The 24,150-nt window shown below is 43.4% G+C and carries 22 protein-coding genes; 9 read left to right on the top strand and 13 right to left on the bottom strand.

Going from position 1 to position 24,150, the window contains the following annotated elements:
* Nucleotides 1-122: 122 nt before the first annotated feature.
* From AB4Z08_RS11410 to AB4Z08_RS11395, 4 genes are all read right to left on the bottom strand, one after another.
* On the bottom strand, nucleotides 123-1,325 hold the full coding sequence (locus AB4Z08_RS11410; protein ID WP_441573857.1) for a lanthionine synthetase LanC family protein: 1,203 nt from the start codon (nucleotides 1,323-1,325) through the stop codon (nucleotides 123-125).
* Nucleotides 1,326-1,477: 152 nt separating this feature from the next.
* Complete coding sequence (locus AB4Z08_RS11405; RefSeq protein ID WP_441573856.1) at nucleotides 1,478-1,660, bottom strand: class I lanthipeptide; 183 nt, start codon at nucleotides 1,658-1,660, stop codon at nucleotides 1,478-1,480.
* A 27-nt stretch (nucleotides 1,661-1,687) separates the two neighbouring features.
* Nucleotides 1,688-1,879: a class I lanthipeptide gene (locus AB4Z08_RS11400; RefSeq protein ID WP_441573855.1), complete on the bottom strand. Its 192-nt coding sequence runs from the start codon at nucleotides 1,877-1,879 to the stop codon at nucleotides 1,688-1,690.
* Nucleotides 1,880-1,906: 27 nt separating this feature from the next.
* Nucleotides 1,907-2,098 carry a class I lanthipeptide gene (locus AB4Z08_RS11395; protein ID WP_441573854.1) on the bottom strand — a complete coding sequence of 64 codons (192 nt, stop codon included), beginning with the start codon at nucleotides 2,096-2,098 and terminating at the stop codon, nucleotides 1,907-1,909.
* A gap of 420 nt (nucleotides 2,099-2,518) precedes the next feature.
* Here AB4Z08_RS11395 and AB4Z08_RS11390 point away from each other — a divergent pair, with 420 nt between their 5' ends.
* The 9 genes from AB4Z08_RS11390 (at nucleotide 2,519) to AB4Z08_RS11350 (ending at nucleotide 16,780) form a co-directional block, all read left to right on the top strand.
* Nucleotides 2,519-3,316 (top strand): LytR/AlgR family response regulator transcription factor, encoded by a 798-nt coding sequence (locus tag AB4Z08_RS11390; protein WP_441573853.1) that lies wholly within the window; start codon nucleotides 2,519-2,521, stop codon nucleotides 3,314-3,316.
* Complete coding sequence (locus AB4Z08_RS11385; protein ID WP_441573852.1) at nucleotides 3,309-6,260, top strand: sensor histidine kinase; 2,952 nt, start codon at nucleotides 3,309-3,311, stop codon at nucleotides 6,258-6,260. Before AB4Z08_RS11390 ends, AB4Z08_RS11385 begins: the two co-directional genes overlap by 8 nt.
* A gap of 104 nt (nucleotides 6,261-6,364) precedes the next feature.
* Entirely contained in the window at nucleotides 6,365-7,573 is a 1,209-nt protein-coding gene (locus AB4Z08_RS11380) for a helix-turn-helix domain-containing protein (RefSeq protein WP_441573851.1), read from the top strand.
* Nucleotides 7,574-7,728: 155 nt separating this feature from the next.
* A complete protein-coding gene (locus AB4Z08_RS11375) occupies nucleotides 7,729-10,527 on the top strand; it encodes a TonB-dependent receptor (protein WP_441573850.1) in 2,799 nt (932 codons plus the stop codon).
* Between the two features lie 16 nt (nucleotides 10,528-10,543).
* Nucleotides 10,544-11,737, top strand: coding sequence for a Ca2+-dependent phosphoinositide-specific phospholipase C (locus AB4Z08_RS11370; RefSeq protein WP_441573849.1), 1,194 nt, complete (start codon nucleotides 10,544-10,546; stop codon nucleotides 11,735-11,737).
* Between the two features lie 364 nt (nucleotides 11,738-12,101).
* Nucleotides 12,102-14,846: a T9SS type A sorting domain-containing protein gene (locus AB4Z08_RS11365; protein WP_441573848.1), complete on the top strand. Its 2,745-nt coding sequence runs from the start codon at nucleotides 12,102-12,104 to the stop codon at nucleotides 14,844-14,846.
* A gap of 258 nt (nucleotides 14,847-15,104) precedes the next feature.
* Nucleotides 15,105-15,893 carry a helix-turn-helix domain-containing protein gene (locus AB4Z08_RS11360; RefSeq protein WP_441573847.1) on the top strand — a complete coding sequence of 263 codons (789 nt, stop codon included), beginning with the start codon at nucleotides 15,105-15,107 and terminating at the stop codon, nucleotides 15,891-15,893.
* A gap of 98 nt (nucleotides 15,894-15,991) precedes the next feature.
* Nucleotides 15,992-16,408 carry a TQO small subunit DoxD gene (locus tag AB4Z08_RS11355; RefSeq protein ID WP_441573846.1) on the top strand — a complete coding sequence of 139 codons (417 nt, stop codon included), beginning with the start codon at nucleotides 15,992-15,994 and terminating at the stop codon, nucleotides 16,406-16,408.
* Nucleotides 16,409-16,426: 18 nt separating this feature from the next.
* Nucleotides 16,427-16,780 (top strand): cupin domain-containing protein, encoded by a 354-nt coding sequence (locus tag AB4Z08_RS11350; RefSeq protein ID WP_441573845.1) that lies wholly within the window; start codon nucleotides 16,427-16,429, stop codon nucleotides 16,778-16,780.
* A gap of 122 nt (nucleotides 16,781-16,902) precedes the next feature.
* On the opposite strand, the gene AB4Z08_RS11345 is transcribed toward AB4Z08_RS11350, so the two are convergent.
* The 9 genes from AB4Z08_RS11345 to AB4Z08_RS11305 all read right to left on the bottom strand — a co-directional run bounded on the left by AB4Z08_RS11345 (nucleotide 16,903) and on the right by AB4Z08_RS11305 (nucleotide 24,119).
* Nucleotides 16,903-17,313, bottom strand: a complete 411-nt coding sequence (locus AB4Z08_RS11345; protein WP_441573844.1) for a hypothetical protein — start codon at nucleotides 17,311-17,313, stop codon at nucleotides 16,903-16,905.
* Between the two features lie 8 nt (nucleotides 17,314-17,321).
* Entirely contained in the window at nucleotides 17,322-17,564 is a 243-nt protein-coding gene (locus AB4Z08_RS11340; protein WP_441573843.1) for a hypothetical protein, read from the bottom strand.
* Between the two features lie 431 nt (nucleotides 17,565-17,995).
* A complete protein-coding gene (locus AB4Z08_RS11335) occupies nucleotides 17,996-18,883 on the bottom strand; it encodes a dienelactone hydrolase family protein (RefSeq protein WP_441573842.1) in 888 nt (295 codons plus the stop codon).
* Between the two features lie 22 nt (nucleotides 18,884-18,905).
* Entirely contained in the window at nucleotides 18,906-19,535 is a 630-nt protein-coding gene (locus AB4Z08_RS11330) for an NAD(P)H-dependent oxidoreductase (protein WP_441573841.1), read from the bottom strand.
* A 29-nt stretch (nucleotides 19,536-19,564) separates the two neighbouring features.
* On the bottom strand, nucleotides 19,565-20,014 hold the full coding sequence (locus AB4Z08_RS11325; RefSeq protein WP_441573840.1) for a DMT family transporter: 450 nt from the start codon (nucleotides 20,012-20,014) through the stop codon (nucleotides 19,565-19,567).
* Between the two features lie 55 nt (nucleotides 20,015-20,069).
* Nucleotides 20,070-20,666, bottom strand: coding sequence for a Crp/Fnr family transcriptional regulator (locus tag AB4Z08_RS11320; protein WP_441573839.1), 597 nt, complete (start codon nucleotides 20,664-20,666; stop codon nucleotides 20,070-20,072).
* A 100-nt stretch (nucleotides 20,667-20,766) separates the two neighbouring features.
* Entirely contained in the window at nucleotides 20,767-21,786 is a 1,020-nt protein-coding gene (locus AB4Z08_RS11315) for a retroviral-like aspartic protease family protein (RefSeq protein ID WP_441573838.1), read from the bottom strand.
* 150 nt (nucleotides 21,787-21,936) lie between these two features.
* A complete protein-coding gene (locus tag AB4Z08_RS11310; RefSeq protein ID WP_441573837.1) occupies nucleotides 21,937-23,454 on the bottom strand; it encodes an aminotransferase class V-fold PLP-dependent enzyme in 1,518 nt (505 codons plus the stop codon).
* 2 nt (nucleotides 23,455-23,456) lie between these two features.
* Nucleotides 23,457-24,119 (bottom strand): DUF4395 domain-containing protein, encoded by a 663-nt coding sequence (locus AB4Z08_RS11305; RefSeq protein WP_441573836.1) that lies wholly within the window; start codon nucleotides 24,117-24,119, stop codon nucleotides 23,457-23,459.
* Nucleotides 24,120-24,150: the final 31 nt, after the last annotated feature.

Genomic DNA, 24,150 nt, shown 5'->3' with positions numbered 1-24,150 from the left:
TTCAGTAACGCGATTGGCCTGATTCAGGCGCAGATGGAAGAAATAGACCATGTAATCAGCAGCTAACCGATGATGCTTTTGTCAGAGAATTCCCGGAAAAAGAAAACAGGACATTCAATTACTTACGACAGTAGCAAAAATTCATCCCATGGCAAAGGCGCTGCAGAATCATGCGACAACAGGGATAAACCCACACCGCAGCTGCCATCCAACAGATCCCAGCAATATGCCCATTGCGTATCTGTTCCCTGCCAGGTCCGGATTCCATGAACACCTCTCTCTTCCGGAAATACTAATTTCTGCAGCGTATTGTTATGCCAGTGTTCTGCACATTTATAGAAAGCCTTATCATTGGTTTCATGCCAGAACCTCCGGTAGAAAGCGGCGATGCCACTGGATCCATGACACAAACAGGAATCCAGGATACCGGCAGTTTCATCGGTATTACGCCTGATATTATAGTGCATGATATCCAGTGCCTCTCTCGTCCATTTATCTTCTTTAAAGTATTTTCCGCTATACCATAATGCCAATGCCACATTAAGATCTCCATAACACCAGGATAAGCGGCTATAGGTACTCATTCCATCCAGGATACCTGGATACAGGCCCCAGCGGGCATCCGGGATAGCGATGTTTTTATGGCTAATGACAAAGTCGATGCTTTCCGACACCAGCTGTTTACAGGCTTCCTGCATAATGCCGGCTTCATGAATTCTGAGCAACAGTATCTGCAATGAGCATACGCCATGAGCCAGACTGAATGCATCGGTACTGGCTTTCTCGGCTGGTTCCGTTATTAAAAATACAGGTATACTGCGACCCTTATCTGTCATCCTGCTGATATCCAAAAGTCCGGTGACAAATTTTTCCAGGAGTGCTTTCACTTCTTTCCTGTGGGCATATTCAACGAGGAATGTACATATGCCTCCACTTCCATGCATAAAGTCGAAGTTACGCTGTGCAATGCAGGCTTCACTTTCCATGATAGCGGCAGCAATAAAACCCGCAGAGAGATGATCTATATCGATATCAATAAAGTCATGTTTGCTCAGGTGATGCATGAGCCAGAACGGACCTGTATTTCCTATGCTATATGAATAATTAGTAGCGGCTGTCGGATCAAAAGCATCATATAATTTCTCCAGGAAGTTCACCGCATTGTTTTCGTTATCATCTACATATTGCTCATAATAGAACAAATAAAACAATGCGCCCCATGGGCCTTTAAACAAGCTGTTTTCATAGGATGGATCATACTTTTTCTGTTCCAGTAATGCTATCATATCCTTGTAGATAGCAGTTTGTATCTCTCTTAATTTCATGAACAGGTATTGATTTAATAAAACAGAAAATCCGGGAAGGCAAAAAGAACAGGTATATTCCTGTTGCATGTAAAAGCGCACGGCTACCTATGCAAAAAGCGCTGCCGCTGTATATTAGCGGCAACGCCATAAAAGTGCTCCCAACACTGATATCAGTCAGCGCATTTTACACACCTGGTGGGAGATACATATGTTTCGCAGGTAACGAACCTGGTAGCCACAAACTGCATGGCCGCTCCGCCAACCAGTTGCGATTGTTCCTGCCTGTTAAGCTCAGCAACGGTAGATTTATGCAGCACCAGTTTTGTGGGCAGGGATATTTTTTTCTTTTTCATACTATGCCTTTAAGTGAGTATTGTTATTTATAAGGAACTGGTTGGATCAGTAACACAGCAAAGACAATTAGGTGGGCTCTGCCTGGATGGCGCGGTTATTGGATTTATTGTGAAACCAGCACCACCTTGTATATGCTGTTGCTGTGGTACGCTCAAATTGGCAACCGTTTCCTTTTGCAGGAAAATTTTTTGATTCAGATCAGCTTTCTTCTTTTTCATACTGTACTTTTAAGTGAGTATTGATATTTATAAACCACTGGTTGGATCTGTAACACAACAAAGGCAATTAGGCGGTTGCTGCATTGATATCTTAGTTGGAGGATTGAGGGTGAATCCAACACCGCCTTGTATACCCTGTTGCTGCGGTATACTCAGATTTGCAACAATTTCCTTTTGCAGGAAAATTTTCTGGTTCAGATCAGCTTTTTTCTTTTTCATACATTACTTTTTTTGATGTGAGAAAATTTGGGCAAATGGCTATCTGCCCGTAATTACAGGTTAAATGTTTGGGTATCAGTGTTTACAACATTATTACAGATCAGGCGAAGGTGCTATTGTCATGGTTAAATTACAGGTCTGTGGGTTTTATTTGTCCAGGGCTTACGATAAATATTGTAACAAAATAAAGTTAAAAGATTCGGAATCACTTTCTTTTGAAAGTCCATAAATGGTACTATATTTTTCACTAACGGCAGCTCATCACATTCTCTACCGGATTATCACTTTATTCATTATATTGCTAATGTAGCGCTGCTACCTGATCGGTAAAGTATTCTTATGAAAATAATACGAGCAAACTTAACCCGGTGCTTACCCTTATTGTAATTACCACCACTGTTCTTTTTTAACTTCCAGCCCATGTTTAGCCCGATACATGATATACCTGAAAAGGACATCAACATCATTATTGTTGATGATGAACAAGACGCGTGCAGGAACCTCCGTCATTTGTTACTCACTTATATAGACGCGCGTATTGCTATAAAAGGTATGGCATACAATACGCAGGAAGCGGAAAAGCTGATCAGAACGCATCAACCGGATGCTGTTTTCCTTGACATCGAAATGCCCGGAGAAGATGCATTCCATTTTTTGGAACGGTTAAAGCCATTGAATTTCGAGGTCATATTTGTAAGTGCCTATGACGAATATGCCGTAAAAGCATTCAGGCTTAATGCGGTGGATTACATCCTCAAACCTATTGATACAACAGAACTCACCAACGCTGTAGAGAAACTGAAAGAGAAATGTCACTACAGGAAGATAGCCCATGACTGGCAGACACAGGCGCCCAGCAAAGCAAAGCCTAATCAGATCACACTCAGGAATCACCTGCAGATCGAAATAGTAGATTTTAAAGACCTGCTTTATATAGAAGCTAATGGTAATTATTCCAAAGTATTTTTTCAGCATAATAGTATTCCCAAAAGCATTGTGATGAGTCATTCCATTTCAGAGTATGAAGCATTGCTGCCCGATACACTATTCTATCGTATACATAAATCATATCTGGTTAACTGCAGACATATCAGAAAAATACTGAAGGAAGAAACCCCGATGATACTCCTGGATAACAGGTACCGGCTGCCAGTAGGCCGAAGACGTTACAAAGGACTGCTCTTCTATTTAAAGAACAATAACTTCCCGGATGTGTAAACGCCTGCTTATAACCATTGTAATATGGCTGTTGTCAGGCATCTCCCTGTTATGTGCAGCCCAGGACCTGCCCGTAGTACATTATACTACGGAAAACGGACTCCCGTCCAATATTGTATACTGTAGCTACAGAGACCGTAAAGGATTGCTGTGGTTCGGAACAGACAAAGGCCTCGTCATGTACAATGGTATCAGGTTTGAAACCTTTACCACTTTCGATGGTGCACCCGACAATGAAATTTTCTACATCCTGGAAGATCATCACCAACGCCTCTGGATACAAACCTTTAATGGCCAGCTGTGCTATTACAAAGACGGGGTGTTTCATACCCCCGCCAACACTCCCTTCCTGCGGGTGAAGATAACATCTGCCCCCGTCAACATCATCAGGACTGAAAAAGACAGCTCCATTACTATTCTCCGTTCGGCCAACAATGAATTTATCAATATCAGGGATGACACCTGCCGCGTATACCAGTTCCCTGACTGGAATAAAAGTCCCGGCGAATATGTTATTAACCTGCAAATGCAGCCCCGTGGTACTTACGAACTATATACCAACAAGCGGACTATCCTTATCGACACCAGCAGACAAATACTAAAAATTACTCCCACCGGTATTCCCGGCCCCCTCAAAGAGCTACAGGAGCCGGAAGGAAAATATGCCTTGCTAAGCAATCATACCATCGTTACCAGCAGCGGACAACCTGTATTTTCATTTAAACCAGGGCAGATCAATAGAAACAACATCACACACTGCCACCTATCAGACAGCAATGTATTTATTACCACCACCGACAAGGGCCTGTTTATCAATCACCATACTCCCGTTCTTCCCAGTGGCAAGTTCAGTGGTATTACGCAGGATATCACCGGCAATTACTGGCTCACCACCCTGAATGAAGGCATTTATCTTATCGGGAAAGATTTCATCCGCAGCAATACCCACCAGGCTGATTATCCCGGTAAAATAAAATTTGCATTTACCGATAATGGCACACTGTTTTACACCAACAGCGATAATAATCTCTACCGGTTCCATAAAGGGAAAAGCACCTGCATACTGCATTACAACAGGTACCATCCAAAAAAATATACTATACAGGATGAAGCAGGATTTATTTATGCTGATGGAGAATACCACAACTTTTATAATAACGACCACCTGGTACTACAGCACCTGCATGCTCCGTTGCCCGATATCAGAAGGAATACAATACAGCCTTCACATAGCCCTGATCTGCAAAATGCAGGAACCGGGTTCAAAGTAATGGCGGAAACTTCCGGATATTTTTATGCACTTCAGTCGGGCAACCGAATTATCCGTATCAACAGGAAAGCCGTTAAAACCAGCCATACCACTATATTTGAAACCCCGACAACCATCAACGGAAAACAACGGATATACGGAATGGCAAAGGACCGACATGACCGGATCTGGTACAATACCAACGACACCATGTACGTGATGACGGATCAACTGAAGATCATCACATTGCCCGCTTTTAATCATATCTCCTTTAAAAGATGCTATATATTCGGTGATCATCTTACCGGTATTACCCATAACAACAAATTAATCGTTTGCAGTAATATTTATGGCAATATCAGGATAGACACCCTTCCGGAACAGCCCTGTATCTGGAATAGGATGTACAGACTGGATAAAGACCATGTATTGCTCAGCAGCAATAACCAATACAGCATACTTAGTTTCGGGGAGAATAAAAATACACTTACTACAGTAGAAAACATCTTTATACCACAACAAGTATCCTATATCTCTACTGATTCCATTACCTGTTATTTTTTTAAAGAAGGAAAAATCACCGCCATACCGGTTAACCTCCTGTTAAATAATAACACCGTGCAACGCATTTTCTTTACACATATTAAAATCCACGGACAGGTACACCACATTACCACAGACAATTTTATCATACCCTACCGGGATGCCGATAACATCTCCGTTACCTTCTCTGCACTTTCTTTTGGCAGTCCACTCATATACTACGAATACAGCATTTCAAAAAGCGGAGAAGATAACTGGCAACCTATAAAAGGCACAGAGATCAACCTGGTTAGCCCCGGATATGGTGACCATATGATCAGGATCAGGTGCCGTAGTGCATCCGGCAATTACAGCGTTCCGGTATCATTGCGGCTCACCGTTACCCGTCCTTTCTGGACAACGCCCTGGTTCCTGCTGCCATTGGGCATTGGCGCCATTGGATTATTGCTGCTTATATTCCGTTATACCACAAAATATATAGTCCGCAAACGGGAACTTGCACACGCAGCAAAGATCCGGTTCATGAAATCCGAGTATAAAGCGCTGAATGCACTAATGAATCCACACTTTATATTCAACAGCCTGAATAATATACAGGGGTTGATCAACAATGATGACAAACGTCCGGCAAATGAATATCTGCAGATCTTCTCCAACCTGATCCGCCAGAATATGCATAACGTGAGCAGAGAACTGATCCCGGTCTCAAAAGAAATCACCCTCCTCCATAACTATCTCCGGCTGGAAAAACTGCGCTTTAAAAACTTACTGAATTATACCATTGATGTGGACGAGGAAGTAGACACCGATATCATTACAGTCCCTCCCCTGCTAATACAGCCCCTGGTGGAAAATGCGATCAGGCATGGACTGCTTCCCAGGCAGTCTGCCGAAAATATGGTCCGGATAAGCATATATGAAAAAGGAGATACCCTGTTTATTGAAGTAGCAGATAATGGTGTCGGCATCAACCATCAAAAGGAAAGCATGCTTACTTCTCATCAGTCATTTGCCCTGGAAAATATCCGGCAGCGCATTACCCAGCTACGGGAAATGTATGGCATGCCCATATCACTGGAGATCAATAATATTAATGGTGACAATGGGGAATCACTGGGCACATTGGCGCTTGTAACAATAGGCATTATATAAATGCCTCCCCGACCAGGTATTTTTCCCCAAAGACATTGGTAATAATTTCTTAATAATGGTTATGTAGCTTCACGCCTGAAAATCATCATATAAACGGGGATGTCATGAAGTATATTATTTTACTGGGAGCTTTCCAGGCGTTGGTTGTATTTAGCATATTCATCATCGACCATAAAAAAAAGTCTTCGGATAATATATTAAGCTGGTTTTTAATATTGGTGTTTGTTCACCTGGGAAGTGGCTTTGCACTGCATACACTCTTCCCCAACGCGGAAATACATAAGCAGTTCTATACTTTTATCACACTCATATATCCACCGCTGCTGTGGATATATGCCAGGCAGCTTTCCGGACGGCATCTTCAGGCGGGACGGAAAAACTATTATCACTTCCTGCCGGCAATGGCAGGCGCTGTGGTCTATTTTACGATCGCAGGCTACATTATCCTTCATGACGGTACTACACCCGCAATGATCATTTATTATAACCAGGTGGTAGGATATATTGCAATGATCTCTTTTCCGCTATATGGCGCTTTGGCCCTGCGGGAATCCCGTTTTATCCCGTCTTTCTGGCAATCGGAAATATGGCTGGTCCGCTTTATGGCAGCGGTGTTTATGTCTACCACAGTCTGGATGCTGGTAATGGTGTTCAATAACCATTTACCTGCCACCTCCCGGTTTATTGCCGACACACATCTGTGGGGGAGAATATTTACTTATATATCACTACTGAGTATCTGTCTGGCTATCGGGAGAGTACGGATTTTATTTTTGATGGATACAGGAACATCACTACCAATGTTGGACTATACTACTCCTGAGATAGCCCCTGCTATTGCCTCCGCCGGGGAGACAGTGGAAAAGGAAACAACACCTGATATTCCGCAGCTACCCCGAAAATCTTTGTTGACAGAATCACAACAGGCCACCATTGCCAGGCAGCTCAAACAGTGGATGCATGAAAAAGCAGTGTATAAAGACCCGGAACTCACGCTGGACAAACTCGCTGCAACCATGGACATATCCAGGCATCATCTTTCAGAAGTCCTCAATCAATACATTGGCCAGTCCTTTTATCAGTTCATCAACGAATACAGAATCCGGGAAGTGATCAAACTGATTGATGAGCACAGACAACAAAAAGATGCACCCAATATCTTATCGCTGGCTTTTGAAGCAGGGTTCCATTCCAAATCTTCTTTTAACCAATACTTCAAAAAAGTAACGGGCAATACTCCTTCTGCCTATTTAAAAAGTAAAAATGTAATGATAATAATGCCGGAAGAAATGGTCAAAAATGCCCTGACTTAATTGGCTTAACAATAAGCTAACATTACATAATTTGTTGATTATTAGCGAATAGCAACCTTCTTTGTTTCCATCGATCTATAAAGTCGTACGGATTTATCTACAAGGACGACTTCCTCCTGCCGTCGGTTCAACTTTGCAGAAAATTCTTTTTGCCCATGAGCAGCCGACTTTTATTAATGTTTTTGTTCCTGCCTGTTTTCTGTACGGCACAACAAATCAGGGGGAGCATTTTATCCAAAGAGGGGCCCTTACCTTCCGCTACTATCATCATTGATGGCACCGGAACACAAACAGATCTTTCAGGGGTTTTTAATATCACTCTCCGAAAAACCGGGAAGGTGACGCTTAAAATCAACTATGTAGGATTTGCCGTTAAAACGGTGGAAATAGATGTCAGGCCGGGATTAAACCAATTAGGCACTATCCTGATGGAGCCAGCCAACGGGGTACTCGGAGAAGTAGTAGTAAAAGGTGCTTCCGCCGGTTCGCAGATTCGGGCCATCAGCATTAAAAAGAATGCCCCGGGTATTATGGAGGTGCTGGCTGCCGATGCTATCGGCAAACTCCCCGACCGTAACGCAGCAGAAGCGGTGCAACGTATCCAGGGTGTTTCTATCGAAAGGGACCAGGGAGAAGGAAGGTATGTGTCTGTGCGCGGTACGCCTATCCAATGGAGCGCCACCCTGTTAAACGGCAACCGCCTCCCCACTGCCAGTCTCGACTACACCGACCGTCGCATACAGATGGATATTTTTCCTTCGGAACTGATAGAATACGTGCAGCTGTCCAAAGCCCTCACGCCGGATATAGAAGGGGATGCTATTGGCGGTTCCATCAATTTCATCACCAAGGCAGCACCACTGTCGAAGATATTGCGGATCAATGCCGCCGGCGGATATGGCGACCAGGCCCGCAAAGGCTCCTACAATGCTTCTATTGTGTACGGCGACCGGCTATTGAAAGGCAAGCTGGGGTTTGTGGTTTCCGGCGTCATCTGGGATCGTACATCGGCCCAGGACCGTTATAACATGAACTATGATTTTTCCAATCCCAATGTTAAACAGTCGTATTCCATCACGGATCTGCAGTTAAGAGACTATATCGCGCACCGCAAAACCACTGGCCTGAACGCTGGTCTGGAATACAAATTCAATGACCGGCATAAAATACAGTTTAAAGGTATCTACAGCGCCTTTCTTGATGGGCAGAACGTGCGGGAAACCTACTTCTATTTCAACGCCAAAAATGCAACGATTACCGACAGGGCATCCAATTACTTTACCAACCTTTCTTCCGGCGAATTAAGCGGACAAAATGTTTTCTCGGGTAAACTGAGTCTCGATTGGGCCGCCAGTATGGACAAATCAAAGTTTCGGTTTAAAGATCCTGATTATTATCCTATGGCCATCTTCCAGCAGGCAGTCACTTACGATGGCCTGGCTGCTGATGGAAAAAAATACCTGGCCATGGACGCTCCCGATGGAAAAGGTGATGTGATAGATGCTGTACTGCCACATGTATCGTCCACTACCCCTATCAGCGCCGATGCCATGAAACTTTCGCAGGTGATTATGTTGCGCAGCACCAACTGGGAACAGAACAAACGTTTCAGCTTCAATTTAAAATATACACCTGCAGGGTCCCTCACCCTGAAGTTAGGTGGTAAGTTCATTGATAAAGACAAGGTGGTGCAATCGCCATACAACGTATATGTAGCCGGCATTCAGGGAGCAGCACCCACGATGAACAGCCTGGGTACAGAGCGATTCCCTTACAACGGCGGCTTCCTGTCTGAAATCGGTTCACCATACAATAATGTAATCATCGATCAGATGGCCCTGAGCCAGTTGAAATCACTGGTCACGCCGGAAGGTATCAGTCAGCACCACTTATATCCTTTCCAGGTAGATTCCGCCACCAATGCATCAGGCGCCACCAGGTACTTTACAGGTGTGGAAAAAGTATATGCGCTATACGTAATGGGGGAATATAAATTGTCGGAGAAACTGATGCTCACAGGTGGCATTCGAAATGAATACAATAAAGTAACCTTCAACGGCAGCAAAGTAGTATCTAATGCCGGTGGCAAGCAGGTAACCACGCTCACACAGGACAACAGCTACAACGCCTTCCTGCCAATGCTGCACGTAAAATATAATGTAACTGAAAATGACATTGTCCGCTTAGCCTATACGCGCACCTTTGCCCGTGCAGATTTCAACAACCTGAATCCCGCTACCACGCAGGACGATGCCAACAAGGTAATCGTTAGAGGCAACGCCGGTCTGAAACCTACGTTTGCCAATAACTTCGACCTCATGGCCGAACATTATTTCGGTGGCATAGGTATGGTCAACGCAGGTGCTTTTTATAAAAAACTAACCGACCTGGTTTATACCAATCAGTGGTCTGAAACCATCGGTGGCGTGCAATATGCCGTGAGTGAACCGGATAACCTGCAAGGTGCCTGGCTGGCAGGCTTTGAGGCTGGTTTTGCAAAAAGATTTACCGGGCTGCCGGGCTTCTGGAAAGGATTTGGAATAGATGCCAACTATACCTACACCGATTCGAAAGTGAAAATCCCCCGTTTTGTCGACAACAAGAAGATAGAAGACAACAGCGTGATCCCCAAGCAGGCCAAACATATCTTCAACATATCACTGCAATACGAGTACAGCAAGTTCATGGCCCGCATCGCCGGCAACTATAAAGGCAAGTATCTCGATGTGATCCGTCAGTCTGCAGGCCCCGACCATTATCGTTGGTATGCGGAGAACTTCACAGTCGATTTTTCTGCTTCTTATGCCATCACGCCCAAAATCAGGACATTCCTCGAATTAAATAATATCACCAATACACCTGTACGCTATTATCACGGCACCTTTGACCGGGTAGAACAGGCCGAATGGTATTCCATTCGCGGACAAGTAGGTGTGAGCGTTAAAATTTTCTAACTAAAAAAAAACAACAATGCAGACAACTATTACCAGGGTATTGGGAACAATGCTGATGGCCTGCGCAACCACCATTTGTGACGCACAATCTTTACAACTGGATACGCTTAAAATAAACCAGGTTCAGATACTGGGTACGCACAACAGTTATGCCCGGCCCGTAGATTCCGCCGTGCTGGCCTATATTGATCCTATTTTTGAAAAAATGGGGCAAGCATATATGAAAAGCATGCCGAAGGAGCAACTGGCCGCGTTTCAGGAGTTTCATCCCAACACGGTAAAAATGAGTGAAGGCCTGCATTACAACCATCCTCCATTTGACGTGCAACTAGATGCCGGTGTACGGAGCCTCGAGATAGATGTGTATAACGACCCTACCGGCAACCGGTTTAATGACCCCGCTGTATATCGTGAGCTGCGGAAGAAAGGTGTTACGCACCTGGCACCCTTTGATACAAAAGATCTGGACAAGCCAGGCTTCAAAGTGTTACACATGGCCGATATTGATTTCCGCACCCATTATACCACCTTCAAAGATGCCCTGGCCGCTATGCGCTCCTGGTCTGATGCTCATCCCGGCCATTTTCCGATTTATGTGATGATAGAAGCCAAAGACAAAGGTATTCCTCTATTCCCCGGTTCCGCACAGGTGTTGCCTTTTGACGAAAAAGCCTTTGATGCACTCGATCAGGAAGTTATTTCTCAACTGGGTAAAGACAAGCTGATCACGCCTGATGACGTACACGGAAAATTTCCAACGTTGCGCGATGCCGTCCTGGCTCAAAACTGGCCTACCGTAAAAACTGCCAGAGGAAAATTCATTTTCCTGTTGCTGCCTTCTATGGCAGGCATGAACCTGGTGTCCGACTACGCTAAAAACAGACCTAACCTGGAAGGCAGGGTGATGTTCATGCAATCGCTCCCGCAGGATACCTATGCCGCCTTCCTGCTGCAGGACAACGCTATTATGCGTCAGAAAGAAATACAGCAGGCGATACAACAAGGATTCCTGGTCAGAACCCGCTCCGATATTGAAACGTATGAGGCGAAAGTAAATGACCACACCAGGGCTAACGCAGCTTTTCAAAGTGGGGCGCAGATCATATCCACAGATTTTTTCCGGCCGGGAAACGGATATGGAACACCTTATTTCGTGAACTTGCCTGGTGGCGGTGAAGCAAGGCCCAACCCGGTGAATACACGAAAATAGTCACTATACATTTTTTGGTAGCGGAATAATCTCTATGAGGTTATTCCGCTTCATTTTTGGGCGAACCATATCTACACAAGCGCCGACCTTATACCTTCAGATCCTACCCAATCCACTTCTTCATAAAAATCATTTCCGCGTCGTCTCCTGCAATGATTTAGTTGAAACCGCCAATCATAAAAATTCGAAAAATATAATTTAATTATCCTATTTTATATGTGTGCTACACTGATGCCCTGTTAACAGCAACGGGCAGACTTACCTATATTTCAGATACTTTGATAAACCGCAGGCGTAACAGATCGCGACTATTTAAACCCATCGTATTCCGATATCATATTCCATGAACCAAATTCTAATGACTATGACCCACAAATACCCGTTAATCCGTACCGCATTGTTTCTTCTTTTATTGGTGCTGATAATAACACCTTCTTCAGCTCAAACAACATGGCCTGCCGGTCAATTGCTGCCCTCATTTCCGGCAACAGCCAGTCAGCTGGATTTATTTTACAGCAATGGCACCTCTCTGCCAGAGCAAAGATCCTGGCGCTGGGAAGCTGAAGGCTCCTCCCTTAGTCACAAAACAGGGCGCCTGGAAACCGATGGCTGGCTTTGCCAGGTTGGAATCGATGCCGCAAATCAGCATATGATTTATGGACCTTATGACAACACCGTTACGGCAGGATTTAATATTGCTGAATTTAGAATGAAAATTGATAACAACACTGCCAACAATGATTCTGTAGTAGATATCGATGTCAGAGATGCTACTACCGGTGCCACCCTGGCATTCAAGACAATTACCCGCCAGCAATTTCCTATAGCGGCCAACTACACCAGTATTAAATTGCCCTTCACCATGCCAGCAGACAACCACAACATTGAGCTGCGGATATTCTGGCGGGGAGCAGCCTATATAAAAGTAGACTGGGTGGGCGTGCAGCAGGATAATGCCACTGCCGAAACTTATTTATTCAGTTCGCTGAAAGGCGTTGTTAACAAAACAAAACCACGTCTCTTCTCCTATGAAGGCGATGCCTTTGCAGAAGGGCCTTATACCTGGATGCAGTCTCTAGGTTTAACCTGGACAGAACATACAGACAGGTGGGAACTGATCACTAAATATCGCACCGAAATAGATGGACTGATTGTGTATGATCCTGCACAAACAGCTACTGTGAACCTCGCCACCATGCTTGCAAAAAACAAAAAGGCGCTCATTGCCTCTCCATCTCTATTAGCACGGTTAACGGCTGCTCCCTATAATTTCCCTGTATTGGTTGATTTGCGTGGCCAGTTTACCAGTAATCTACAGGTGTACCAGACGTTGTATAACACCTATTGGCCCACCTTGGATCACCGGTTGTTGATCGGGTTAAGCCCGGAAGCGCACCAGGGTTCGTTACGGGAATACGCCGCAGCATTGGGGGCCGCAGTAATATGGTTGGATCCAAGGGTATCGGGTGAAAGTGAATTATTAAACAGCTTTCTATCTTCTATGCCAGCCGGAGCAAACTTCATGGGCTGGTGGCCGGAAGAAGGCTCCGGTGTAACAAGAGCATCCAGCTATGGCATAGCCACCATTGCGAGTGATTATGCCACCAATTTAACGGTTCACAGTGGTATGCCCAGAACGGTCGTTGTTAAACCGATACCGCCAAAACCAGTCCTGAAAAATAAAATTTATGTTGCATTTATATTAAGTGATGGAGACAACTTACAATTTGTTGAACACCTGATGCGCAAGCTTTGGAATAATCCCGATCGTGGCTCCGTGCCTATTGGATGGACTTTGTCTCCTGCCATGCTGGATGCAATGCCGGGTGCATTAAACTTCTATCATCAAACCGCCACTAATAATGACAACCTGATTTCGGGGCCTTCCGGATACGGCTATATATATCCCAATAATTTCCCCAATCAGAATACCTTAAACCAATTTGTTGCTAAAACGGAAGACTATAACAAACGGGCAGGGTTTCGCGTGGTCACCATCTGGAACACGATCACAGGCGGCATCAACCAAAATGTTGGAGAGAGCTTTGCCACATATGCGCCATCACTACTTGGGGTAACAGCTCAGAATACAGGTGGGCCGCTTAGCATATATAACCAGGTCCTTCCGGGGATGCCACTCTCCTGCAACTATTGCACCGGAGAACAAGCGATGAAAGATGCCATTGCATCCGCTTCTTCAGGATGGAATGGCGCATCACCAAGGTTCATCATTATCCAGGCGCAACCCTGGCAGGATGTGAAGCCCACAAATTTTAAAAACGTCATGAATTCGCTCGACTCCAATCATATTGTGGTGCGACCTGATCATCTTTTTCAATTGCTGCGTGAAAAAAATGGCCTTCCCGCTGTTAATACTGACAATAGCCTGGGAACAGATATTACAGACCTGCCGGGAGGCATACTGAGTGCTCAATATCAAACGGGTTCTCCAACTGGTGAAGAATATACCAACCTGATCGACAACAATCGTAACTCGAAATACCTGACATTTAATGCTTCCGCCTGGATACAATATCAGGCACCTTCCAGCTATGTCGTAAAAAATTATACCATCACATCAGCAAATGATGAACCGGATCGGGATGCCATGAATTGGACACTACAAGGATCCACAAATGGCACTACCTGGAACACTATTGACAGCCGTTCCAATGAAGACTTCCCCTATCGTTTTCAAAACAGGGTGTTCAACACTAACAATAACACGGCATATACATTCTATAGATTCAACATCTCCAATAACAGTGGAACAATACTCCAGCTGGCGGAGATCGAACTGTTTGGCCAACCATCATCCAGTCTGAATAATGCGCGTATCAATGTTATGACAGACCCGAAAATCCCAAAAGAAGGGAAGACCACCAATCAGCCGAAAGGCATCTCGCTGTATCCTAATCCAGTTGGCACCAAACTCTATATTCGTGGACTAAATAATATCGCTACGCTCGAGGTGTATGACAACAATGGTCAACGTATGAAGCGGGCATCAGGAACAGCTATAAACATTGCGGAACTAACACCCGGTACGTATTTCCTAAAAGTCAGCTCAGAAGAGATAAATCATACTTATAAGTTTGTTAAGCATTAAAAAACTCATCTTACCATACAACCTGAAAGTGCTTCAAGGAACAGGCGTAAGTCTGTTCCTTTTTCTTTTAAATGCTTTGAAACAGCGAAGGCAGGGATTCGCGCCCAACTAATAACAACAACGAAAATTCAGAATAATTCCAAAAATCTAAAAGAACATTACTAAATTTGAAATCGGCCCATAAGAAGCCCGTACGATAGTCGCAACAACCAAAATCGTCAGCCCGAATTCCTAACAGTCTCATATCCATAGTAACAGATGATAACAATAAACGATGTAGAAAATATTGCCGGCCTGGACCAACCACGGCGCATTATGAAATACGTATTGGTTTACTGCGTTTCAGGCAAACTATCTATGACTATTGACGAAAGAGAATTTCATGTTGCCGCAGGACAGGTCATCACCATCACCTCCGGGCAAATTCACAGCCTGAGCAGGCCTCCAAAAGCGAAAGGTTATATACTTGAATTTACATTAGATTTCTTTTGCAAAGATGATACAGACATTGAATTGATTTTCCACAACGGATTGTTTTGTCATTTCGCCATGAACGAAGTGATATCTGTTGATAAAGCGGTTGTTGAAGCCCAGCTAAAATCGATTGAGGAGGAATTGCTTAATAAACCATATCAATACCTTATCTCCGTTCATAGCAGGATAGAATTGATACTGGTGGCAATTAACCGGGCTAAAGTTACCAGGGGAGATGAAATATGGAAACCCGATGCATTATTCCTTAAATTCCTGGAAGCAGTAAGAAATAATTTCGAGCACAATTATCCGCTTAGTCAGTTTGCTGAATTGCTTGGCACTACCGAACTAAAATTAAATGAGCTGGCGAAACTACATACGGGGAAAACAGCCCAAAATGTGATCTATGGGCTGGTGACCTCTGAAGCCAAAAGACTGCTCACCTATGGCAACCTCTCTGTAAAAGAGGTCGCTTATCAGCTTGGCTTTAACGACCCGTTCTATTTCTCCAACTTCTTTAAGAAACAAACAAAATCTTCCCCCAAACAATATAAAGAAAGGCTGACAGCATAAATATTACATGCTTTTCTCAACATTCTCTATTCTTTAAGGGGGCTTTGTAAGCCATCTTTGTGTCTGATTAATTATCTGCAATTTTAAAAAATCAGTACATGAAAGTTACAGACATAGCCACCCTGCTGTTACGATTGGCACTGGCATCAGGATTTTTATCTGCCGTAGCGAGTCGGCTTAGCTTATGGGGAAGCCAGTCATCCGGCTGGACCAATTTCTTAAACTATACCGCACAGGTAAATTCATTTGCTCCTAAAAGCATTATTCCAGCTATTGCGATAAGCAGCACCATTTTGGAAACCACATTGGGAATGTTGTTGCTCGTTGGCTTTAAAACAAATTATGCCGCCTATGGCGCCGCCCTGCTTTCATTCGTATTTGCACTGGCCATGACCTGGTCATTTGGTATAAAAGAGCCGATGGACTACTCTGTATTTGCCTTCTGTGCAGGCGCCTTCCTTTTAGCCACCATGCCCTCCTACAAATGGAGCATCGATCAATTATTAATCAACTAATCGTATAAAACAACAAATATGAACACAGACATTCATCACTACATCGTGCGAAATAATCAAAAAGAGTGGCAGCCACTAATTGAAAAAGGAATTCATTATCATGGCATATCTGTCATTTCTCTTCGCTATGACGAAACAATGCAGCGTTCTACTACTATCCTGCTGAAATTTGAGCCAGGTGCAACATACCCCTATCACAATCATCCTGCCGGTGAAGAAATATTTGTATTAAGCGGTGACGTAATATTGGAAGGGGCCACACTTTTACAAGGAGACTACCTATATACTCCTCCGAATTTCAAACACGCTGTCACTACGAAAACGGGATGTACCATGTTGTTTGTTATCCCGGAAGAAGTAGAAATTTTATAATTGAATGAGGAACGAAAAAAAAGGGTAACGATACATAAGCAGCCGGAACAATTGTTTCCGGCTGCTGTAATTCCGTCTGCTGACGGATCAAATCACGATTACATGTGTGTGCAGGATGCCCGCTATGCTTGTACCGTCGTCATGTCTTGTTCCGTGACTTCCGTTATTACAAACACGCAGATCTTACAGGCACCATTACCTTGTTGATGAAACCATCTGCAACTTTTCCGGATGGGGCAACGAGGCAAGTCTTCCTTTGCGGGAACACTATCCAGGTAGGTAACCAATTTCTCTATTACCCCACAGGATTTACCAGTCCATTGCGAACAGGCGCCTTCAACGCATTTATTGGTAAATCTGAATGCCTGCTCTGCTGTAACCTGGCTTTCATTTACTTTCTGAATAAATGTTTCATCGACCGGCAAAGTCTGAGGCAGAATGGCAACCGTGCCATCCTCCTGCCTCATCCCCAGCAGCTCGGATCCTGTTTTACACCTCGCTGACGGGCATAAAAATTTCTCCTGATCTTTCATAAAAACAGTTATTCAAACCTGATAGAATCCTTTATAATTACTTTATCAAAATCCCTTAGTATAAAGCCCCAGATAATGGGAGAATGAGGCCAGTGACTAACAGGAATCAATACATTGCGGGCCACATTACCCGCACTAATTCCAGCGAGTTCGCCTGTCACTGCTTTTTGAATAGCGCTGTTAATCTTATGACGTTGCTCGTCAGTAAGCTTGAGATCACCAAGATCTACAACAAATTTGTTTTCTTTCATAATAAATTGATTAGTGCACCGTGTAAATGGGTGCGGGAGAGTAATGAGGTTATTACAGAGGATTTGAGGTGAGAACAGGTCTCATGTAGTACCAGTACAGCTATTTGAGAGAAATATTTATTATTCGGGGTTGTAATTAAATCAATTTAAGCGTCATTCTCCATCCTATTTCATGAGACAGTATTCCGTTAAATTGCTATGTAGCCATATGAGTATTTTTTTGGGGTGATAAAATATCAATTGGGGTCGCAGATTATTGTAGGCTCTCTATGACAAATTTAAGAGAATCTCATGAGAATCCACCAAATACTTTTGTAGCTATCTGCTTGCCATTCATGTTATAACACGCAACATATATCAAAACAAAGATCTCATAGTCGCTTAAAAAATTTCAGCGACTACGAGATCCGCAAAGAATCTATATACATTATTTACACCAACTTTCCCGAAAAGAAATCAATAGTCCGGTTCCATGCCAACACTGCTGCCTCCTTGTCATAACGTGGAGTAGTATCATTGTGAAAGCCGTGATTTGTGCCCGGATAATGGTAAACGGTATATTCTTTATTGTTATCTGTCAATGCCTTTTCATAGGCTTCCCAACCGCTGTTGATACCCGCATCTGTTTCGGCATAATGCAACTGAAGCGCTGCCTTAATATTGGGGACTTCATCCAAAGGGGCCTGGCCCCCGTAAAAAGGAACTGCAGCCAGCAAATCGGGTACTCTCGCCGCCATCATATTGGAAATCCATCCTCCAAAGCAAAATCCTACTACCCCCACCTTTCCATTGCAATACTCATATTGTTTCAGGTACCCGAATGCTGCGATGAAGTCTTCCAGCATTTCTTTCGGCTCTCTTTTATTGTGCAGGGCCCGTCCATCATCATCATTTCCGGGATAACCGCCTAAGGGACTCAATGCATCAGGAGCCAGGGCAACAAATCCTGCCAAAGCGGTACGCCTGGCCACATCTTCAATATGTGGATTCAAGCCCCTGTTTTCGTGCACTACCACTATTCCAGGTAGCTTCTTTTGATTGCCCCTGGGCATACACAACAGTGCTTTTATGGTGCCGCCTCCTTTGGGAGATGGATAGCTGATATATGTTGTAGTAATTCCAGGATCATCTGCCCGAACCTGTATGGCATCTTTATAATCAGGCGTCAGGAAGGCCATCAGTGAAGCAACAGTCCATCCATCAACAGCATAAGCGGACAACTTTTCTGTAAATGCCTCCTTGCTTAACCGATTGTGTGCATAATCGTTGTATAATTCAAAAACGACTGGTTGGATATTTTCTTTATTGAGCTTATTCATAACCATATATTTTAAATGGTGTCTATCTTTCTTCAAATAGTAACTCGGTGGACTTTCTTACTTTCAGATGATGCTGCGTTTGATCTTCGGTGCTTCTGTAACCGGTTGCAGCAATCACACAGGCATTTAAGCCGCTTTCCTCCAACCCTAATATGCGATTATAATTTTCCGGTTCAAATCCCTCCATCGGGCAGGCATCGATCTTTAAATCGGCGCAGGCTGCCAATAAATTGCCAAGAGCAAGGTAAGTCTGATTTTTCAACCAATTCGTCTTTTGTTCCGGCGTTTTTTCTGCAATCTTCCCTTTCATAAATGCTCCTCTCGTTGCTGATTGCCCGCTATCTATATGTAGTATTCCTGATCTTGTGTGAATATATTCATCAATGTATTCATCCTTCACTGTTGCATAGTTACAGAATACAAAAAGATGCGAACAATCTGTAATCTGATGCTGATGCCAGGAAACCGGCTTCAGCATCTCCTTCAGTTCCGGCCTGGAAATGATGATCACTTTGTAAAGCTGTAGCCCGTATGGCGATGGTGTTAATTGAATACTTCTTTTTAAAAGCTCCAGCTCTTCTCTGGAAATTTTTCGGGTCGTGTCAAACCTTTTGGTGGCATACCGCCATTCCAGGTTCTTAATGAAATCCATGGTGTTGATCTATTTTAATGGGTAGTTGGTCACTTTGAACTGATGATAATTATTCCTGCCATCATGGCTGCAATTCCGATGATCTTCTTCCATGTAATGGGCTCAACAGGTAAGTTCAGCCAACCAAAATGCCCTGCAACGGCGGAAAGTACAAGCTGTCCACATAACCCTAAAGCAATCATTTTCGAAATTCCCAATTTGGGTATGGTGAAATAGTATAACGTGATGCCAGTTACACTAAACAGGCCGCCTATAAACCAGAGATACCAGGGGATTTGCCTGGCAATTTGAAGGCTGGGTAACTCCTTTGAAAAAAGCAACAGGAAAACAGATGCGAATATAAAACTGCTGACGGATTGTGAAATGGAGGCTAGAATTGGCTTCTTAAGTAAAATCCCCAATTGTGTATTAAAACCGGCTTGTACAGCCAAACAAACACCTCCAACAAAAGCTACTATAGAGAAAAAATATTGATTCATAGGGCAAAATTATCCCTAAGCATCTTCATTGTTCTTTACATATGTTGAGAGGGGACTATTTTTTTAAATCCTTTCGGATCCGGCTCAATTGCGTGGGGGTAACAGCCAGATGCGATGCAATGTGCTGTAACGGAATTCTCTTATCTATGTTCGGATATTCTGCCAGAAGTTTCTGATATCTAATAGTAGCATTTTCCATGACCAAAGAAATTTCTCTTTGCTCTTTATCTATTATCCAGTTCTTTTCCAGATAAGCGATATAAAAGCTTTTAAGTTCATCATTCCTGTAGATCACCTCTTTATACTGGCTATAACTCATCCTGATAATGGTGGTGTCTTCAATCGCCTGCAGGGTAAATTCTGATGGCGTTTTTAAAAGTGCTGAAACGGTAGATCCTGCAAACTGTCTTTCTAAAAAGATATTCTTATTATAGGTTCTCCCTTCGTTATCTGTAAAGTAGGCGATCACAGCTCCCTTGCAGATAAAGTTAAGATGTTTGGAAACTTGCCCAATATTTAAGAGTATCTCCCCTTTATCCAGCTGATGAAAGCTGATAATGTTTTTAAACAGTTCAAAAGCATTGTCCGAAACCGGGTAATATGTCAGGATCTTTTCTTTAAACTCAATTAAATATTTATCTTCTTCTATCATCTCTTTCATTATACCATGGTACAAAATTCCGTAACAGGCGATGGTGGTCTTCTCTTCTGTTACCTTTAAACAGTCGCTATACAACGCTTCGTCAAGGATATCATTTCTCTAAAATCAGTTGGTCACGTTGGTTATCAATAGACCAGCGCCGAAATTTATTGAGTAATGTTTTTCCCAGCAGAAAGGTATTAGCTTCTTTGGAGGCGCCGATCACGAGGTTGTTAACGGTAAACTTTCCCACCTGGACATTATTGATCCGGTATACGTCACACAAAATATCTTTGCCACTGGCGAGTGTATATGTTTGTTGTCCAAGGAAATCATTCCTCGAGACCAGTTTCAACTGAAGTAATTTATTGATCATCGTATCTGACACCAGCATATCGGTAGCACCGCAATCCAGCATCCAGATGTTTACAACCGGTCCTATTTTTACTTTCAGCTTGGTCATGCCACTAACGGTGATAACATCAATGGAATCAATCCTTTTGTTACCGATTACATCAAGACTGTCGGATATTTTCCAGCCGGTGGTAGGAGATATTTTTTTATAGGGATACCCACCACAACGATAAGCAATTTCATTAAACAGCATAGAATTGGGATCATTCATATCTTTAATGGTTTGCGCATTTATTTTCCGCTTCGCCATAATAGCTACCGCGCAATCACAATAACTGTTTATCCGGCTTTCTTCCAGTGGCTCTTTTTTATTAGCGCGAATATAGGCTGCCATAGAATCGCGATAGCCAATAATTTGCCCGGGGGAGAAGAAAAGGTTGGTTTCCGAAATATCTTTATAACATTGCTCAATACGTGCCTGCAAAGCGGTATCTTCTGCAATCAGTTTAGACAATGCCTCACCGGAATATAACCGGTCATATTCTTTTATCCGCTTTATGGGAAAATGCCGGTCAATTAAATCGGCCTGACAGGTGCAGATCTGAACAGCTTCTTTATTGCTGGCATCTGCTTTCATCCCCTTTATACAACGCCATATCATTGTATTTCGCTTCCACACCCTGGTTCCCTCTTTGGAACGGATAAATTGATCAACATCTGCAAACTGGGCGGACACCCCCGTGCTGATAAACAATAAAATTAAAATAAGAAAACGCATAAACAGCTGCTATCAGTTTAAAATACAAGCGATGATATCCCATTCGGTCCCTTCATTTCCAGGTCTTCATCATAAAGCTGGTAAGTTAATTAAAAGTCCTGAAAGCTGGCAAATCCCATTCCCGGATATTCCCGCACAAGATAAATTATTCTACCGCCACACATCAAACCAATCAGGCACTTTCACTTGTTCTGTTACCGCTACCCCCTTAAAGAAATATTCATTTGAGTGAGGATCACAGTAATAATCTTTTCCCCACTCGGGTATGTTGAATACGGTTGTTTCAATAGCATCCATGATGAAGGTAATTTCTGCATTGGTCATAGTGGGATGTATAGATAACCGTATCCAACCCGGCTTACACGATAAATCTCCTGATCGGATAGAATCCAGTATAGCGTAAGATTGTGGCTTATCCACATTCAGCAGCATATGCCCATAGGTACCAGCACAGGAACATCCTCCCCTCATTTGAATGCCAAACCTATCGTTCAGTAGTTTAACCACTAAATTATAAGGCACTCCCGCTACAATGAAAGAAACGACACCGAGCCTTTTTGTCACCTCGGCTTCCAGTATATCTATGCGCTTTATCTTTGATAACCTGGAAAAAATGATGGCCAGCAGTTCTTCTTCCCGCCGCAGGATATTTGTTACCCCCATCTGTTCTTTTAACCGGATACACATGGCCGCTTTAATACCCTGTAAAAACGGAGGCGTTCCCCCATCTTCCCGTTGTTCTATATCTGTAGCGTATTCATGCACCTTCCAGGGATTACTGTACTTTACTGTTCCTCCACCCGGTTGATCCGGCACTGCATTCCTGTAAAGCTTTTTATTAAAAATCAATACCCCTGGTGTGCCTGGTCCACCTAGAAATTTATGCGCTGAAAAATAAATGGCATCTAAATGGGCATCACCCTCCTCCGGATGCATATTGATATCACAGTAAGCGGCAGAACAGGCAAAATCTACAAAGCATAACCCACCATATTGATGAATGAGTTTTGCAATATCGTGATAAGACGTTTGGATCCCGGTAACATTGGAACATCCCGTTATTGCGGCTATCTTATTGGGCCGGTGCTTGAAATGCTCCAGCAAAGCGCTGAAATGTGCAATATCAACATTGCCATTTTCATCGCATCCGATGATCTCCACGGTGGCAATAGTTTCCAACCAGCTAAGGTGATTACTATGATGCTCCATATGCGTTACAAAAACAACCGGTTTCAGTACTTCATCACAGGACGGGAGTTCCCGGGCATGAATGTAATCAGTGAAACGCTCTGGTAATCTCAGCCCTAATATTCTTTGCAACTTGTTGACGGCACTCGTCATGCCGCTGCCGCAAAAAAGCAATACATCCGCTTCGCTGGCATTGACATGTGATTTCACAATGCGCTTCGCTTCTTCATAAGCCTTAGACATATAGGTACCGGTAACTGTCGTTTCCGTATGCGTATTGCCGACAAAAGGAAGTATGTTCTGCTGTATATATTTTTCAATAGGCCCGTAAGCCCTGCCGCTGGCAGTCCAATCGGCATAAATGATTTTCTTTTCTCCAAAAGGGGAGGTAAAGGTTTGTTGATGGCCGATGATATTGTCCCGGTAAACAGCAAAGTATTCTTCTAATCCACTTTCAGGCGGCATCAGTTGCGGTAGCATATTTATCTGGATTTAACCGTGGTGGAAGATTTGAACAAATCATGGGGCCTCTTGCTAAACTGCTCCTGGAGCAGCCTGGTGGCAAAGAAAACGGAAACGATAAACAACAGGAGCATGATCACTTGTACCAATGAAACTTTTTGAATATCCTGCCTGGATTTGATGTCGCATACTTCTCCGGGGCAATGCTGTACTTTATTTTTATAAAAAAGGGGATAGAACAAACAACCCAGACAAATACCAAAGGCTGCTTCAAAGAACAGGAATATCAGGCAAATGAGACAAATGATGCCTGTTATCGGGCTATATGCATTTACAATGACGAGGAAATAAAACATGATGGCAGATAAGACAATCCCAATGCTCCAGGCAAATCTCTTTTGCGGTGCACCCACATATTCAGGCACCTGGTTACGAACCATCAAACGCCCGAGAATCAATACCGGAGAAAATTTCGGGTTGATGAATACCCGTATCAGTAAATCGAGCAGGAAACAAGAGATGACATATTTTACCAGTACAAAATTGCCCGCAAAGAGAATAAACATCAGGGAAGTATAGGTGGCCAGAAATAGTATACCTGCGGAGGCCCTGATTTCTCTCTCATTCAGGACAGGGATATCATATCCGTCTACTATTTCGCCAAACTGCATTAGCTTGTTCATGTTTTGTTTAAATTGAGTTTGAATATTAGGT

It is taken from the genome of Chitinophaga sp. RAB17, from assembly GCF_052114225.1.
GTDB lineage: Bacteria > Bacteroidota > Bacteroidia > Chitinophagales > Chitinophagaceae > Chitinophaga.
Note: the sequence above shows the minus strand (reverse complement) of the source record. Positions and strands in the feature narration are given on the sequence as shown.